Origin of the sequence: Mycoplana sp. BE70, from assembly GCF_031455855.1 — a bacterium.
In the GTDB taxonomy this organism is placed as follows: domain Bacteria; phylum Pseudomonadota; class Alphaproteobacteria; order Rhizobiales; family Rhizobiaceae; genus Mycoplana.
Window position 1 is genome coordinate 105,196 of sequence record NZ_JAVDTM010000008.1, and the last position, 15,863, is coordinate 121,058.

Below are 15,863 nucleotides of genomic sequence, written 5' to 3' on the forward strand. Positions count from 1 at the left end.
GCGCACGTCTGGACAAAGGTTTCGTTCCGGTACAATAGCGAATGCGGTGGCGCCCTCCGGCGCTACTCCGCGATCCCCTGCACCGCCAGAAAACTTTTCATCCGCGTTGCTGCAAGCTCCGGCTTGTCCAGCACGTTGGCGCGGTCGGCGAGGCGGAAGATGTCGGCGTAATGCAGCACACCGCGAGCGGACTGCATGCCGGCCGGCATCGTAAAATGGTCCTGATGGCCGTTGAGCCAGGCGAGAAACACGACACCAGCCTTGTAATACTGCGTCGGCGCCTCGAAGATTTTTCGCGACAGCGGCACGGTCGGCGCGATCACGGCACGGAAGGTCGAGACGTTGCCGGCCGCCAGTGACGCCAGCGCCTTCGACGCCTGCGGCGCCACAGCGTCGAAGATGCCGAGCAGCGCATGGCTGTATTTCTGCCCGTCGCCCTCGATCAGTTCGGCGTAGTTGAAGTCGTCGCCGGTGAAGCAGAGCACGCCCTCGGGCAGCCGGTCCCGCAGCGCAACTTCCTTGGCGTTGTCGAGCAGCGAGATCTTGATGCCCTCGACCTTGCCCCGGTTTTCTTCAATGACCGACAGCACCGTCTCCAGCGCGCCCTCGAAATCCTTCGAGCCCCAATAGCCCGCGAGTTGCGGATCGAACATGTCGCCGAGCCAGTGCAGCACGACCTTGTCCTTCGCCTGGCCGAGAATGCGGCCATAGACCTTGCGGTAGTCGTCCGGCGACCGCGCGACCCGCGCCAGCGCCCGGCTCGCCATCATGATCGCCCGGCCGTCATGTTTCTCGACGAAGCCGACCTGCTCCTCATAGGCGGCGATCACATCGTCCAGCGACCGCGCATCGGCGGGCGCGAGATGGTCGGTGCCCGCCCCGCAAGCGAGATCGGCGCCCGGCACCGTGCGCGCCTCGGCAAGCGAGCGGCGGATCAGTTCCTGTGCGCCGGCCCAGTTCAGCCCCATGCCGCGCTGGGCGGTGTCCATCGCCTCGGCGATGCGAAAGCCGAGCGACCAGAGGTGATGGCGAAAAGCCATCGTCGCGTCCCAGTCGATCGCCGGATCGTTCCATGGCCGTGCGTCGCGCCACGGATCGGATACCACGTGAGCAGCCGCATAGGCGATGCGATTGAACGCCGGCGGGCGGGAAGGTCTGTCGGTCGGCGTTCCGACAAGCAGGTAGCGTTCGGTCGTGCCGTCCGCCTTCGGCAGGGTAACTGTCGACATGGGAACCTCCTCCACGGTTTCGGCTGTGCATAATTTAGATCGTTCCAAATATCAAGGGCGGATTGGGCAGCGACGACGACATCTATACGGGCAGGCGCAGCAATCTGACCGGCGACAAAAAATTGGACTCGGGAGGAACGCTCCCAGCCTCCCCTGCCTGGCTCGCCGCTGCCTTGCTCGCCGTGGCGCTACCGTCCTTGCCCTCCGTCGTGCTCGGCCCGATCCGCGCATTGAAAACTCCACCCTCCGTAATGCCTTGATATTCCGTCGTCTTTCAACGGAACTGATTCTCGCGCAGACCCGAGGAGAGGAATGGGAGGATGAGCGAAACACGCACTCTCGCACCGGAGAGCCGCGTCTCGCCCTGCACAATCTGTCGATCACCCGAAGGCGCTCATGGTAATCGGAGGAAGCATCTGCCCCTGCACCTCGCTCCACCGCCCCTTGCTGCGCCTCCAACAAGCCGCTTGACAAGTTTGGAACGATCCAATTATTCTTAAATTCAAGAACAGGGGCAAAGCCCGAACGGGAGGAAGTCGTGACCAAGAGCCGGGTGACCGTCGTCGATATTGCGCGCGCCGCCGGCGTGTCGAAGTCGACCGTTTCGCTCGTGCTGCAGGCAAGCCCGCTCGTCAACGAGCAGACCCGCGCCAAGGTCAACGCCGCCATCCGCGAACTCGGCTACGTCTACAATCGCGGCGCCGCCAACCTGCGCCAGACGGCCGCCTCGAAGATCGTCGGCATCGTCGTCAACGACCTCACCAACCCCTTCTTCGCCGAGCTCGCCGTCGGCATGGACATGGTCATGCAGTCGGCCGGCTTCGTGCAGTTCCTGGCCAACACCGGTGAAAGCGTCGACCGCCAGCGCGAGGTGATCGCCTCGATGCGCGAGCACGGCGTTTCCGGCCTGATCATCTCGCCGGCGCGCGGTACCGAGGCCGCCGATTTCAAGCCGCTGACGGCCGCCGGCATCCCGGTCGTCGTCGTCGTACGCAACATCGCCGGCGCCAAGGTCTCCTCGCTGACATCGGACAACTATGTCGGCGCGCGCGAGGCGACGGAGCACCTGATTTCGCTCGGCCACAGCCGCATCGCCTTCCTCGGGGGCTTCGCCGACACGGCCGTCTCCGGCGAGCGCATGCAGGGCTATCGCGACGCGCTCAAGGACGCCGGCGGGAACGTCGGCGACGCCCTCGTCGTCAATTCCGCACCCTCGCGCGCCGGCGGCGTTGCCGCGATCGAGCGTGCCATGCTCCTGCCCGATCGCCCGACGGCGGCGCTGTGCTTCAACGACACGGTCGCCTTCGGCGTCTGTGACGGCCTGCGCGCCCGCGGCCTCGAGCCGGGCCGAGACTTCGGGGTGGTCGGCTTCGACGACGTGATCGAGGCGGAATCGGCCGTACCCGCCCTGACGACGGTCTCCGTCGATCCGCAAGGCATGGGCCGGCGAGCGGCGCAGATGCTTTTGAAGCAGATCAATTCCGGCCGGGTCGAGGCCGAGGCGATCGTCTCCTCGGTTCGGCTGGTGGTGCGCCAGAGTTGCGGCGCGGCGATGAAAGACATGGGACGGAGGAACATCGGATGACACGATGGGGACTGATCGGCGCGAGCACGATCGCGCATGAATGGGTGATCGGGGCGATCCGGGCCACCGGCGGCGACATCGTCTCCGTCATGAGCACCAGCGCCAAACGCGGCCAGAAATACGCCGCCGACCACGGCATCGGCAAAGCCGTCACGACCACCGCCGATCTCGTCGGCGATCCGCAGGTCGACGCCGTCTATATCTCCACGACCAACGAGCTGCACCGCGACCAGGCCATCGCCGCCGCCCGCGCCGGCAAGCATATCCTCTGCGAAAAGCCGCTGGCGACCTCCCTGAGCGATGCGCAGGCGATGGTGAAGGCGGCCAAGGAGGCCGGCGTCGTCATGGCGACGAACCACCACCTGCGCAACGCCGCAACCCATCGCGCCATGCGCGATGCGATTGCGGCGGGCCGGATTGGCAAGCCGCTGGCCGCCCGCGTCTTCCATGCCGTCTACCTGCCGCCGCACCTGCAGGGCTGGCGCCTCGAGCGGCCGGAGGCCGGCGGCGGCGTCATCCTCGACATCACCGTCCACGACACCGACACGCTGCGCTTCATCCTCGGCGACGACCCGGTCGAGGCGATCGCCTTTTCGCAGATGGCCGGCCTGGGCAAGGCCGGCCTCGAGGACGCGGTGATGGGCGTGCTGCGCTTCAAGTCAGGCGTCATCGCCCAGTTCCATGACGGCTTCACCACCAAATTTGCCGAGACCGGACTGGAGGTCCACGGCACCGACGGTTCGCTGATCGGCCGCAACGTGATGACCCAGCGGCCGGTCGGCACCGTGACGCTGCGCAATGCCGAGGGCGAGCAGGACCTGCCGCTCGACCACCGCAATCTCTACGAGACGGCGCTTGCCGCCTTCCATGCCGCCATCGCCGGTAAGGGCAAACCCGCCGCCACCGGCGAGGACGGCGTCTGGTCGCTGGCGACCGGCCTTGCTGTCGTCGAGGCGGCGCAGACTGGCAAGGCCGTCAAGATCGAACCCGGACTTTGAGTAGCATCATGAGCAAGCACATTTCCCCCGCCGAAGCGGCAAAGCTGATCCCTGACGGTGCCATTGTCTCGGTGTCGTCGTCGTCCGGCCTCGGCTGCCCGGACCTGATGCTGAAGGCGATCGGCGAGCGCTTCGAGGCGTCTGGCCACCCAAAGAACATCACCACCCTGCACCCGATTGCCGCCGGCGACATGAGCGGCATCAAGGGCGTTGATTACATCGCCAGGAAGGGACTGCTTGCTAGGATCATCGGCGGTTCCTATCCGTCCGGCCCCTCCTCCGCCGAGCCGCCGCTGATCTGGCAGATGATCACCGGCAACGACATCCCGGCCTACAACATCCCCTCCGGTATCCTGTTCGATATGCATCGCGAGGCGGCAGCGAAGCGTCCCGGCGTGCTGACCAAGGTCGGCCTCGATACCTTCGTCGATCCGACCCGGCAGGGCTGCGCTATGAACGACAAGGCCGCCGCCGAGCCGGTCGTGAAGAAGATCGAATTCGAGGGCGAGGAGTGGCTGTATTTCCCTGCGATCCTGCCGCAGGTGGCGATCATCCGCGCCACCACCGCCGACGAGCGCGGCAACCTCACCTATGAGCACGAGGGCGCCTATCTCGGCGGGCTCGACCAGGCGCTCGCCGCCCGCAACAACGGCGGCATCGTCATCGCCCAGGTCAAGCGCATCACCAAGGCCGGCTCGCTGCGCCCCCATGACGTGCGCGTGCCCGGCATGCTGGTCGACTATGTCGTCGTCGACCCCGACCAGAAGCAGACGACGCAGACCCTCTACGACCCGGCGATCTCCGGCGAGATCATGCGTCCGCTCGACACGTTCCGCGTCCCTGAGTTCAATATCCAGAAGGTGATCGCCCGCCGCGTCGCGCAGGAGCTTGAGGCGGGAAGCTGCGTCAATCTCGGCTTCGGCATCTCTGCCAACGTGCCGCGCATCCTCCTGGAGGAAGGCCTGCATGGCGCCGTTACCTGGGTGATCGAGCAGGGCGCCGTCGGCGGCGTGCCGCTGCTCGACTTCGCCTTCGGCTGCGCCTCGAACGCCGACGCCTTCATGCCCTCGCCCTACCAGTTCACCTACTTCCAGGGCGCAGGCTTCGACGCTTCGCTGCTCTCCTTCCTGGAAATCGGCCGCGATGGTTCCGTCAACGTCTCCAAGCTCTCGTTCCGCCCGCATGTGACCGCCGGCGCCGGCGGCTTTGTCGACATCACCGCAAGGGCGAAGAAGATCGTCTTCTCCGGCATGTTCAATGCGGGTGCCAAGCTCGCCGCTGCGGACGGCAAGCTCGTCATCGAGAAGGAGGGCAAGCTGAAGAAGCTGGTGAACGAGGTCGAGCACGTCACCTTCTCCGGCCGCCGCGCCATCGAGCAGGGACAGGACATCACCTATGTCACCGAGCGCTGCGTGATGAAGCTGACGGGCAAGGGCATCGTGCTCACCGAGATCGCGCCAGGCGTCAACCTCAAAACGCATGTCCTCGACCAGTCGGAATTCCCGCTGATCGTTTCCGACGAGCTTAATACGATGGATGCGGCCCTGTTCCACGAGGCGCCGCTGGGGCTGGAACTGCCGGCCAAGGCCGTGCGACAGATTGCAGGAGGCGAGCGTGGCTGACGAGCGCATCCGCATCGAAATCGACGGCCCGATCGCCACGCTGACCGTGGCGCGGCCGGAAAAGCTGAACGCCTTCGACATCAACATGCTGAAGGAGCTTGCCGCTGCCTGCGATGCGATCGAGGCGAACGCCGGCGTGCGCGTCGCCATCCTCACCGGCGAAGGCAAGGCCTTTTCCGCGGGCGGCGACATCCGCGCCTGGGCCGGCATGGAGCCGAACGAATTCGGCCATGCCTGGGTCCGCTTCGGCCACCGCGTGTTCGAGCGGCTGGCGAGCCTGCGCATGCCGCTGGTCGCCGCTGTCAACGGCCATGCGCTCGGTGGCGGGCTGGAGCTTGCCGCCGCCGCCGACATCCGCATCGCCGAAAGCCAGGTAAAGATCGGCCTGCCGGAGGCTGGGCTCGGCATGGTGCCCGGCTGGTCCGGCACGCAGCGGCTGGTGAAGCGTTTTGGCGCGCAAGCCGTGCGCCGCATGCTGCTCGGCGGCGAGGTGCTGACGGCGGCGGAGGCTGAGAAGCTCGGGATTGTCGACCGGGTAGTGGACACCGGTACGTCCGTCGAGGCTGCACGGGAGTATGCGGCGCGGATCGCCGCGCGTGGCCCGGCCGCGACGGAAATCTCGAAGCTGATGATCGCCGTCGCCAACGGCGAGGACAATGGCAGCGCGGTGGAAGCCCTCGGCTCGATCCTCGTCGCCAAGACCGGCGACCTGAAGGAAGGCGTCGCCGCCTTCACCGGAAAGCGCCCCGCCGAATTCAAGGGAGAATGGTGATGACGGTCACGGTGCAGCCGAAGGCGCTGACGAACTACAAGGCGCGCGACTTCCGTATGCTGATCGACGGCAACTGGGTCAAGACCGAAGACGGCAGCACGCTGGAGCGCGTCGCCCCCGGCCACGGCGTCATCGTCAGCCGCTACCAGGCCGGCACGAAACCCGATGCCGAGCGCGCCATTGCCGCCGCCCGCCGCGCCTTCGACGACGGTCCGTGGCCGAACATGACCGGCGCCGAACGCTCCAACCTCCTGCTCAAGGCCGCCGACCTGATTGCCGCGCGCGCCGATGAACTCGCCCATCTCGACGCCATCGAATCCGGCAAACCGATCAGCCAGGCCAAGGCCGAGCTCGGTGGCGCCGTCGACATCTGGCGCTATGCCGCAGCGCTGGCCCGTGACCTGCACGGCGAGAGCTACAACACGCTCGGACAGGGCACGCTCGGTGTCGTGCTGCGCGAGGCGATCGGTGTCGTCTCGATCATCACGCCCTGGAACTTCCCCTTCCTGATCGTCAGCCAGAAGCTGCCGTTCGCGCTCGCGGCCGGCTGCACGACCGTCGTCAAGCCGTCGGAACTCACCTCGGGATCGACGCTGGTGCTCGGCGAGATCCTGGCCGAGGCCGGCATACCCTCGGGCGTCGTCAACATCGTCACCGGCACCGGCCCCGAGGTGGGCGCCCCGATGACGACGCATCCGGACGTCGACATGGTCTCCTTCACCGGCTCGACCGGCGTCGGCCGCCTGACCATGGCGAACGCCGCACAGACGCTCAAGAAGGTCTCGCTCGAGCTCGGCGGCAAGAATCCGCAGATCGTCTTCCCGGACGCCAACCTTGACGAGTTCGTGGACGCCGCCGTCTTCGGCGCCTATTTCAACGCCGGCGAATGCTGCAACGCCGGCTCGCGGCTGATCCTGCACCGTGACATCGCCGACGAGGTGACGGCCCGCATCGCCGAGCTGTCGAAGAAGGTGAAGGTCGGCGACCCGCTCGATCCGTCGACGCAGGTCGGCGCGATCATCACGCCACTGCACCTGGAAAAGATTGCCGGCTACGTGTCCGGCGCCCGGGATGCCGGCGCCGACGTCGCCCTTGGCGGCGAAGCACTCGATCTCGGCCTCGGCCAGTTCATGGCGCCGACGATCCTGTCCGGCGTCAAACCGGAAATGGCCGTGGCGCGCGAAGAGGTGTTCGGGCCGGTCCTCTCCGTTTTGACCTTCGAGACGACCGACGAGGCGATCCGCATCGCCAATTCCATCGATTACGGGCTTTCCGCCGGCGTCTGGAGCCGCGACTTCGACACCTGCCTGACGATCGGCCGCCGGGTGCGCGCCGGCACCATCTGGATGAACACGTTCATGGACGGCGCCTCCGAACTGCCCTTCGGCGGTTACAAGCAGTCCGGGCTCGGACGCGAGCTCGGCCGGCATGCGGTCGAGGACTACACCGAGACTAAGACGCTCAACATGCACATCGGCGCCCGCACGAATTGGTGGATGCCGCGATGAACGCAACGCTTCCGACCCTCATCGCGGGAGGCGCCTGCGCCCCTTCAGGGCGTCGGGAAGTTCAGTTGCGGCGCCAGCAACACATGCAGGTCCGTCGCATCCTCGCCGGCGATGCGCCTGAGGAGAATGTCGCCCATCGCCTCACCCGTCGCGGTCAGGTCCTCATAGATCGTCTCCACCTTGGGCTGGATCTGCGTCAGCAATCGGGATGTCTGCTTGGCAACGATGTCATACTCGACGCCGAGCGAAAGGCCGCAGTCGCTCATGCCGGTGATCGAGGCCAGCGCGGAGACCTCGCCAGGGCAGACGATGCCGTCCGGCGCGTCGGCCTGCGTCACGCGCCTGCGCATATGATCGCGGATCTGGTCAGGCGGGCAGTCGAGGTCGATGGCCTCCGGAACATCGAAGGCGACCCCTGCCTCACGCACCGCGGTCATGAAGCCGTGCAGCATGTGCTGATAGAAGGTCAGCCGCTTCAGTGGCGGGATGAGTACCAGCTTGCGGCGGCCCTTGGTGATCAACCGGCGCACCGCCTCATAGGCGAAGGTGTAGTTGTCGTAGTCGACATAGGGATGCGGTGTCGTGAACTCCGTCCGTCCGTGGGTGACGAAGGGAAAGCCGTTCTCCAGCAGCAGCCGCACACGCGGGTCAAATGGCTCGGTCCGCGAGAAGATCAGGCCGTCGGCCATGCCGTTGCGAATGATGTAATTAACGGCGTCGACATTGCTGCCACTGATGAAGTTCGGCGTGACGATCAGGTGGTAGGGCGTCGACTGCAGGGCGCGCGCCAGACCATGCATCAGCGACGTGCCGTAGCCGAGGATTTCCTCGTGTGGGTCGAGCAGAACGGAAATGACGTTGGTGCGCCCGGTCTTCAGGCGCTGCGCGGCGCGATCCGGCAGATAGCCGATCTGACTTGCCACTTCGTGCACCCGCTTGCGCGTGGCTTCCGAGATCTGCGGCGCATTCCCGAGCGCGCGCGAAACGGTCGTGACAGCAAGCCCGGTCAAATCGGCGATGGTTTTCAGGGTCGGCTTTCCGCCGCGCGAGCCGGTCTTCGTCATCTCGGTGTCGGAAAGCGTTGCTCGGCGTGGCACGTCGTTCTTCTTCAGCTTGAGGTCGCAAATTCGGCGGCACATTACAAACAGGCTGGGCCTGAGGCAATCCTGCACTGCAAACGATTTAAATCCAATCGGGTGCCCTGCACATCTTTCCGTCCGCATCGTCACATGACGATTAAACTTGGAAATTCACGGCATATCGAAGGATCGCCGGCGGCGGTCGCGGCGTGCTTGACTTGGCGGGACTTATAACGTTTTAAATTGAGCCAGCGGCGTGAGGCCGTGGCTCCAACGTCTTCGCCGGAGGTCCGGCGGCGGCTGAGATGGGCGGGAGGAGGATCCCGCCAGAGAAACTTGCAAAACGGGAGGAAATCGATGCGCAAGTTCGTAACGACAACGGCAATTGCCGCGGTGATGATGACACTCGGCGGCGGCGTTTCCGCGCGCGCTGCGGAAAACGTCGAGGTCCTGCACTGGTGGACGTCCGGCGGCGAGGCCGCGGCGCTTGACGTGCTGAAGAAGGACCTCGAATCCAAGGGCATCACCTGGACCGACATGCCGGTCGCCGGCGGCGGCGGCACTGAGGCGATGACCGTCCTGCGCGCCCGCGTCACCGCCGGCAACGCGCCGACGGCCGTGCAGATGCTCGGCTTCGACATTCTCGACTGGGCCAAGGAAGGCGCGCTCGGCAACCTCGACGACATCGCCGGCAAGGAAGGCTGGGACAAGGTCGTCCCGACCGCCCTGCAGCAGTTCTCCAAGTATGACGGCCATTGGATCGCCGCACCCGTGAACGTCCACTCCACCAACTGGGTGTGGATCAACAAGGCGGCGCTCGACAAGGCCGGCGGCAAGGAGCCGCAGAACTGGGACGAACTGATCGCGCTGCTCGACAACTTCAAGGCCCAGGGCATCACCCCGGTCGCCCATGGCGGCCAGGCATGGCAGGATGCGACGATCTTCGACGCGGTCGTGCTCTCGCTCGGCAACGACTTCTACAAGGCCGCCTTCATCGACCTCGATCCGGCAGCGCTCGGCGGCGACAAGATGAAGGAAGCCTTCGACCGCATGACGAAGCTGCGCTCCTATGTCGACGACAACTTCTCCGGGCGCGACTGGAACCTGGCGTCGGCCATGGTCATCGAGGACAAGGCCGGCCTGCAGTTCATGGGCGACTGGGCCAAGGGCGAGTTCCTGAAGGCCGGCAAGAAGCCGGGCACCGACTTCGTGTGCATGCGCTTCCCCGGCACGCAGGGCTCGGTCACCTTCAACTCCGACCAGTTCGCGATGTTCAAGGTCTCCGAGGACAAGGTCCCCGCCCAGCTCGCCATGGCGTCCGCCATCGAGAGCCCGACCTTCCAGTCGGCCTTCAACGTGGTCAAGGGTTCGGTTCCGGCCCGCACCGACGTTCCGGACACCGCCTTCGACGATTGCGGCAAGAAGGGCATCAAGGACCTCGCCGAAGCCAACGCCAACGGCACGCTCTACGGCTCGATGGCACACGGTCACGCCAACCCGGCTGCCGTCAAGAACGCGATCTATGACGTCGTGACGCGCCAGTTCAACGGCGAGCTCTCCTCCGAGGAAGCCACCAAGGAACTGGTCGCAGCCGTCGAAGGCGCGAAGTAAGCGACTGATGGGGCAAGGACGCCCCTCACCCTAGCCCTCTCCCCGCAAGCGGGGAGAGGGAATAGAGGCGCCGCGGCCTGGTCCTTCTCTCCGCCTGCGGGGAGAAGGTGCCGGCAGGCGGATGAAGGGCAGCCTTTCATCAGCCGATGAGGGGCACCCACCCCTGGACCACAAACCGCACAAACACGGTGGTAACGATCATGGATAGCCGCGCCCGGCTGCAGGAGCTTCTGCCGAAGCTCGTGCTCGCCCCCAGCTTTCTCATAGTCCTGGTGTTCGTTTACGGCTTCATCGCCTATACGGGCGTTCTTTCCCTGACCGACAGCAAGATGCTGCCGTCCTTCAATTTCGTGGGCCTGCAGAACTACGTCCGGCTCTGGTCGTTGCCGCACTGGTGGCGGGCGATCTCCAACCTGGCGATCTTCGCCTCGCTCTACATCATCATCTGCAGCGTGCTCGGGCTGGGTCTGGCGATTCTGCTCGACCAGCGCATCCGCATCGAAGGCGTGTTGCGGCCGATCTATCTCTATCCGATGGCGCTCTCCTTCATCGTCACCGGCACGGCCTGGAAATGGTTCCTCGATCCCGGCATCGGCCTTGAGAACACCATGCATCTCTGGGGCTGGGAGAGCTTCTCCTTCAACTGGATAAAGGACCGCAATATGGCGATCTACTGCGTCGTCATCGCCGCCGTCTGGCAGTCCTCCGGCTTCGTGATGGCGATGTTCCTCGCCGGTTTGCGCGGCGTCGACAACGAGATCATCAAGGCCGCGCAGATCGACGGCGCTACGACGACAACCGTCTATCGCCGCATCATCATCCCGCTGATGCGCCCGGTCTTCCTGTCCGCCTTCGTAGTGCTCGCGCACCTCGCCATCAAGGCCTACGACCTGATCATCGCCCTGACCGGCGGCGGCCCGGGTCAGGCGACCGAACTGCCGGCGACCTTCATGTATTCCTACACCTTCACCCGCAATCAGATGGGGATCGGCGCATCGTCGGCGGTCATCATGCTGATCATGATCTTTTCGATCATCATTCCCTATCTTTATTCCGAAATCCGCGGAGGCAAAGGCCGATGAGTGCTGCAAGCTCCGAGAACGTCATCAGCCACGGCCGCCTGACGCGCGCGCTGCTCTATACCGCGCTGCTCGTCTTCGCCTTCTACTACCTGCTGCCGCTTTACGTGATGGTGGTCAATTCGCTGAAGCCGCTGGAAGAGATCCGCCAGGGCGGCATGCTGAACCTGCCGCAGACCTGGACGATCGAGCCCTGGCTGTCCGCCTGGTCGACCGCCCAGATCGGCGTGCAGCCGACGGGCCTGCGGCCCTTCTTCCTCAACTCGATCCTGATGGTCGTGCCCGCGGTCGCGATCTCCACCATCGTCGGCGCGCTCAACGGCTACGTGCTGACGAAGTGGCAATTCCGCGGCTCGAACATCTTCTTCGGCATGCTGCTTCTGTCCTGCTTCATCCCGTTCCAGATCGTGCTGATCCCGATGGCCCGCATCCTCGGCCTGCTCGGCATAGCCGGCACGATCTGGGGACTGATCATGGTGCATGTGATCTACGGCCTCGGCTTCACCACGCTCTATTTCCGCAACTACTACGAGGCGTTCCCGACCGAGCTGGTGCGGGCAGCACAGATCGACGGCGCGAGCTTCTTCCAGATCTTCCGTCGCATTCTCCTGCCCTCCTCAGGGCCGATCATCGTCGTCTCGGTCATCTGGCAGTTCACCAACATCTGGAACGACTTCCTGTTCGGTGCCTCGTTCTCCGGCCCCTATTCGACGCCGATGACGGTGGCGCTGAACAACCTCGTCTCCTCCTCGACGGGCGTGAAGGAATACAACGTCCACTTTGCGGGCGCGATCCTCGCAGCCCTTCCCACCCTCATCGTCTACATCGTCTCCGGCCGTTACTTCGTCCGCGGCCTGATGTCCGGCGCCGTGAAAGGATGACCGCAATGCCGTTTCTCAAGATCGCCAATCTTCGCAAGTCCTTCGGCTCGCTGGAAATCCTGAAGGACATCAATCTCGAGATCGAGCAGGGCGGGTTCCTGGTGCTGGTCGGCCCTTCGGGCTGCGGCAAGTCCACGCTGCTCAACACCATCGCCGGGCTCGAGCCGATCACCTCCGGCGACATCGCCATCGACGGCCGCTCGGTCGCGGGCCTGCACCCCTCCAAGCGCGACATCGCCATGGTGTTCCAGTCCTACGCGCTCTACCCGAACATGACGGTCGCCGGGAACATCGCCTTCGGCATGGAGATCCGCGGCGTGCCGAAGGTTGAGCGCGACAAGGCGATCAAGCAGGTCGCCGATATGCTGCAGATCGGCCATCTGCTCGACCGCAAGCCGGGCCAGCTTTCCGGAGGTCAGCGCCAGCGCGTCGCCATGGGCCGGGCGCTGGTGCGCGATCCGAAACTGTTCCTGTTCGACGAGCCGCTGTCGAACCTCGACGCGAAGCTGCGCGTCGACATGCGTACCGAGATCAAGCGCCTGCACCAGCGCATGAAGACGACGATTGTCTACGTCACGCACGACCAGATCGAGGCGATGACGCTGGCGACGAAGATCGCCGTGCTGAAGGACGGCGTGCTGCAGCAGTTCGGTTCTCCGGCCGAGATCTACAACAACCCGGCCAACATGTTCGTCGCCGACTTCATGGGCTCGCCGGCGATGAACCTGCTGAAGGCGAGGATCGAAGGGGATGGCGGCGCGCTGGCCGTTTCGCTCGCCCGTCCCGAGACCGAGCCGCTGAGGCTCGTCGTCGACAACGCACCGCAAGGCCTCGGCGCCTATCGCGGCAGGGAGGTCGTCTTCGGCATCCGCCCCGAGGCGCTGACCGATCCCGAGGGCGCCGATCACAACGCCCGCACGATCGCCGAGGGCGATTGCCTGATCGAGGTGGTCGAGCCCGCCGGTGCCGACACCTTCGCCGTGACACACCTCGGCGGCAAGGAGATCGTCGCCCGGCTTCGCGCCGACGCGCGCATATCCGCCGGGCAGAAAGCGCGGCTCGCCTTCAACCTCGACAAGGCCGTCTATTTCGATCCCGACAGCCAGCGCCGCATCGCCTGAGACGACAGCATGACCACGCAGCCCGACATCGTCATCATCGGCTCCGGCATCGGCGGCGCGACCATCGCCGCCGGCCTGGCCTCGACGGGCGCCGGCATCCTGATCCTCGAGGCCGGCGAGCGGATCGAGGACCGGCCGGAGAACCGCGACCAGTGCGCGATCTTCCAGCGCGGCCACTTCCGCCCGAACGAGACCTGGTACGAGGCCGACGGCGCGGGCTTCAATCCCGGCAACTACTACAATGTCGGCGGCAATTCGAAATTCTACGGCGCCGTGCTCGTGCGCTACCGCCGCGAGGATTTCCTTGAGATGCACCACCGCGACGGCATCTCGCCGGCCTGGCCCTTCCCGTATGAGGAGCTGGAACCGTGGTACACCCAGGCCGAGCGGCTCTACCAGGTCCGCGGCACGCTTGGCGAAGACCCGACCGAACCTCCGCATTCCGCCCCGTACCCCTTCCCGCCGGTGCCCGACGAGCCGGCGATCGCGATGGTGCGCAAGCGGCTGAAATCCGCCGGCATGCACCCCTACGCCCTGCCGCTCGGCGTCGACATCGAACGCTGGCTGAAGAAGGCGAAGACGCCGTGGGACGCCCATCCCAACTGCGACGACGGCAAGATGGACGCCGAGAGCGCCGCCCTTGCCGAGGCGCTGAAGCATCCGAACGTCAGGCTGCAGACCGGCAGCCGCGTCACCCGCCTCTACGCCGCGCCGCACGGTCGCGCGATCACGACGGTGCGCTACATGCGAGACGGAGACGAGCACAGCGTCACTCCGAAGCTCGTCATCCTTGCCGTCGGCGCCGTGCAGTCCGCCGCCCTGCTGTTGCGCTCGGCCAGCGAGGCCTTCCCGCGCGGCCTGGCCAATTCCTCCGACCAGGTCGGCCGCAACTTCATGAACCACAATTCGAGTGCGGTGATTGCGATCTCGCCGCGCTATCGCAATGACTCGGTCTACCAGAAGACCTTTGGCTTCAACGATTTCTACCTCACGGACGGTGCCGGCGGGCCGCCGCTCGGCAACGTCCAGTTGCTCGGCCGCATCTCCGGAAAAATCCTCAAGGCCAACATGCCCTCCGTGCCGGAATGGCTGCTGGAGCGCGTCTCGCGCCACGCGATCGACTTTTACGCCATGAGCGAGGACCTGCCGCATCCCGAAAGCCGCATCACCGTCGACGGCGACCGGATCGTGCTGAAATGGACCCGCACCAACTGGGACGCCCATCTCGAACTGGTGGCAAAGCTTAAGGGCGTGCTGAAGAAGGCCGGCTTCCCAATCGTGCTATCGCGCGCCTTCGACAAGCGCACCCCCTCGCACCAGTGCGGCACGGTGCGGATCGGCAACGACCCGGCGACGGCGCCGCTCGACGTCTTCTGCCGCGCCCATGACCATCCGAATCTTTTCGTCGTCGACGCCTCGTTCCTGCCGACCTCGGCCGCCGTCAACCCGGCGCTGACGGTCGCCGCCCAGGCGCTGCGCGTCGCCGACCACATCCGGACAAGGGAGCTTGCCGCATGACCGGCCCGTCTCGACCGCTCGCCATTGTCACCGGCGGCCGCCGCGGCATCGGCCTCGGCATCGCGCGCGCCCTTGCCGCCGACGGCTTCGACATTGCCATCACCGGCATCGGGGAGACCGATGCCAGCACCGACCAGATGCTTGCCGACCTCGGCCAGACGGGCGCGAAGGCTGTCTATTTCAAGGCCGACCTCGCCGAGGTGGCGCGTCATGCCGGAACGGTCGCGGCGGTGCTCGACGCCTTCGGCCGCATCGATTGCCTCGTCAACAATGCCGGCATCGCCTCCGTGGTGCGCGGCGACTTTCTCGACCTGAAGCCGGAGAACTTCGACACGATCGTCGCTACCAACCTGCGCGGCACCGTTTTCTTCACCCAGGCGGTGGTGCGCGCCATGCTGGCCGCGCCCGCGGCCGAGCCGCGCGCGATCGTCAACATCACCTCCGTCTCGGCGACGTTGAGTTCCCCCGAACGCCTCGACTACTGCATGACCAAGGCCGGCCTTGCCGCGTTCAGCAAGGGGCTGGCGCTGCGGCTGGCCGAGACCGGCATTTCCGTCTTCGAGATCCGCCCCGGCATCATCCGCTCGGACATGACCGCCGGGGTTTCGGCGAAATACGACGCGTTGATCGAAGGCGGGCTGGTGCCGATGAAGCGCTGGGGCGAACCGGACGACATCGGGTCGGCGGTGGCAGCCCTTGCCTCCGGCCGCTTCGCCTTCGCCACCGGATCGGTGATCGACCTGGATGGGGGGCTTTCGATCGGGCGGCTGTGAGCATGGATCGGCCCCTCACCCAGCCCTCTCCCCGCAGGCGGGGAGAGGGAGAAGAAGCGGCGCGACAGATATCCTTCTCCCCGCCTG

General features: G+C 65.6%; 13 protein-coding genes. 11 read left to right on the plus strand and 2 right to left on the minus strand.

Features of this window, described 5'->3' with window-relative positions:
• Window positions 1-62: 62 nt before the first annotated feature.
• On the minus strand, window positions 63-1,229 hold the full coding sequence (locus tag J2Y48_RS16145) for a dihydrodipicolinate synthase family protein (RefSeq protein ID WP_310420012.1): 1,167 nt from the start codon (window positions 1,227-1,229) through the stop codon (window positions 63-65).
• 538 nt (window positions 1,230-1,767) lie between these two features.
• On the opposite strand from J2Y48_RS16145, the gene J2Y48_RS16150 reads away from it, so the two are divergent.
• Genes J2Y48_RS16150 through J2Y48_RS16170 form a run of 5 tightly spaced genes read left to right on the plus strand, consistent with a single transcriptional unit; the run spans window position 1,768 to window position 7,714 of the window.
• A complete protein-coding gene (locus J2Y48_RS16150; protein WP_310420014.1) occupies window positions 1,768-2,814 on the plus strand; it encodes a LacI family DNA-binding transcriptional regulator in 1,047 nt (348 codons plus the stop codon).
• On the plus strand, window positions 2,811-3,812 hold the full coding sequence (locus J2Y48_RS16155) for a Gfo/Idh/MocA family oxidoreductase (protein WP_310420016.1): 1,002 nt from the start codon (window positions 2,811-2,813) through the stop codon (window positions 3,810-3,812). Before J2Y48_RS16150 ends, J2Y48_RS16155 begins: the two co-directional genes overlap by 4 nt.
• An 8-nt stretch (window positions 3,813-3,820) precedes the next feature.
• Window positions 3,821-5,434, plus strand: a complete 1,614-nt coding sequence (locus J2Y48_RS16160; RefSeq protein WP_310420018.1) for an acyl CoA:acetate/3-ketoacid CoA transferase — start codon at window positions 3,821-3,823, stop codon at window positions 5,432-5,434.
• Window positions 5,427-6,206 carry an enoyl-CoA hydratase/isomerase family protein gene (locus tag J2Y48_RS16165; protein WP_310420020.1) on the plus strand — a complete coding sequence of 260 codons (780 nt, stop codon included), beginning with the start codon at window positions 5,427-5,429 and terminating at the stop codon, window positions 6,204-6,206. The genes J2Y48_RS16160 and J2Y48_RS16165 overlap by 8 nt, the downstream gene beginning before the upstream one ends.
• Complete coding sequence (locus tag J2Y48_RS16170) at window positions 6,206-7,714, plus strand: aldehyde dehydrogenase family protein (protein WP_310420022.1); 1,509 nt, start codon at window positions 6,206-6,208, stop codon at window positions 7,712-7,714. The genes J2Y48_RS16165 and J2Y48_RS16170 overlap by 1 nt, the downstream gene beginning before the upstream one ends.
• A gap of 44 nt (window positions 7,715-7,758) precedes the next feature.
• On the opposite strand, the gene J2Y48_RS16175 is transcribed toward J2Y48_RS16170, so the two are convergent.
• Window positions 7,759-8,778, minus strand: a complete 1,020-nt coding sequence (locus tag J2Y48_RS16175; protein ID WP_310420343.1) for a LacI family transcriptional regulator — start codon at window positions 8,776-8,778, stop codon at window positions 7,759-7,761.
• A gap of 411 nt (window positions 8,779-9,189) precedes the next feature.
• On the opposite strand from J2Y48_RS16175, the gene J2Y48_RS16180 reads away from it, so the two are divergent.
• The 6 genes from J2Y48_RS16180 (at window position 9,190) to J2Y48_RS16205 (ending at window position 15,776) form a co-directional block, all read left to right on the plus strand.
• Entirely contained in the window at window positions 9,190-10,404 is a 1,215-nt protein-coding gene (locus J2Y48_RS16180) for an ABC transporter substrate-binding protein (RefSeq protein ID WP_310420345.1), read from the plus strand.
• A 200-nt stretch (window positions 10,405-10,604) separates the two neighbouring features.
• On the plus strand, window positions 10,605-11,486 hold the full coding sequence (locus J2Y48_RS16185; RefSeq protein WP_310420024.1) for a sugar ABC transporter permease: 882 nt from the start codon (window positions 10,605-10,607) through the stop codon (window positions 11,484-11,486).
• The gene (locus J2Y48_RS16190) at window positions 11,483-12,364 is read left to right on the plus strand and encodes a carbohydrate ABC transporter permease (RefSeq protein ID WP_310420026.1); all 882 of its coding nucleotides are present in this window, start codon (window positions 11,483-11,485) and stop codon (window positions 12,362-12,364) included. Before J2Y48_RS16185 ends, J2Y48_RS16190 begins: the two co-directional genes overlap by 4 nt.
• Before the next feature lie 5 nt (window positions 12,365-12,369).
• Complete coding sequence (locus tag J2Y48_RS16195; protein ID WP_310420029.1) at window positions 12,370-13,485, plus strand: sn-glycerol-3-phosphate ABC transporter ATP-binding protein UgpC; 1,116 nt, start codon at window positions 12,370-12,372, stop codon at window positions 13,483-13,485.
• Window positions 13,486-13,494: 9 nt separating this feature from the next.
• Window positions 13,495-15,003 (plus strand): GMC family oxidoreductase, encoded by a 1,509-nt coding sequence (locus J2Y48_RS16200; RefSeq protein ID WP_310420031.1) that lies wholly within the window; start codon window positions 13,495-13,497, stop codon window positions 15,001-15,003.
• Window positions 15,000-15,776, plus strand: coding sequence for a 3-ketoacyl-ACP reductase (locus J2Y48_RS16205; protein ID WP_310420033.1), 777 nt, complete (start codon window positions 15,000-15,002; stop codon window positions 15,774-15,776). The genes J2Y48_RS16200 and J2Y48_RS16205 overlap by 4 nt, the downstream gene beginning before the upstream one ends.
• The last annotated feature ends 87 nt before the right edge of the window (window positions 15,777-15,863 follow it).

Coding starts and splice junctions, on each gene's coding strand:
- J2Y48_RS16160 (WP_310420018.1), top strand. CDS start 3,821: ATGAGCAAGCACATTTCCCCCGCCGAAGCGGCAAAGCTGATCCCTGAC.
- J2Y48_RS16145 (WP_310420012.1), bottom strand. CDS start 1,229: ATGTCGACAGTTACCCTGCCGAAGGCGGACGGCACGACCGAACGCTAC.
- J2Y48_RS16185 (WP_310420024.1), top strand. CDS start 10,605: ATGGATAGCCGCGCCCGGCTGCAGGAGCTTCTGCCGAAGCTCGTGCTC.
- J2Y48_RS16155 (WP_310420016.1), top strand. CDS start 2,811: ATGACACGATGGGGACTGATCGGCGCGAGCACGATCGCGCATGAATGG.
- J2Y48_RS16195 (WP_310420029.1), top strand. CDS start 12,370: ATGCCGTTTCTCAAGATCGCCAATCTTCGCAAGTCCTTCGGCTCGCTG.
- J2Y48_RS16175 (WP_310420343.1), bottom strand. CDS start 8,778: ATGACGAAGACCGGCTCGCGCGGCGGAAAGCCGACCCTGAAAACCATC.
- J2Y48_RS16200 (WP_310420031.1), top strand. CDS start 13,495: ATGACCACGCAGCCCGACATCGTCATCATCGGCTCCGGCATCGGCGGC.
- J2Y48_RS16190 (WP_310420026.1), top strand. CDS start 11,483: ATGAGTGCTGCAAGCTCCGAGAACGTCATCAGCCACGGCCGCCTGACG.
- J2Y48_RS16180 (WP_310420345.1), top strand. CDS start 9,190: ATGATGACACTCGGCGGCGGCGTTTCCGCGCGCGCTGCGGAAAACGTC.
- J2Y48_RS16170 (WP_310420022.1), top strand. CDS start 6,206: ATGACGGTCACGGTGCAGCCGAAGGCGCTGACGAACTACAAGGCGCGC.
- J2Y48_RS16205 (WP_310420033.1), top strand. CDS start 15,000: ATGACCGGCCCGTCTCGACCGCTCGCCATTGTCACCGGCGGCCGCCGC.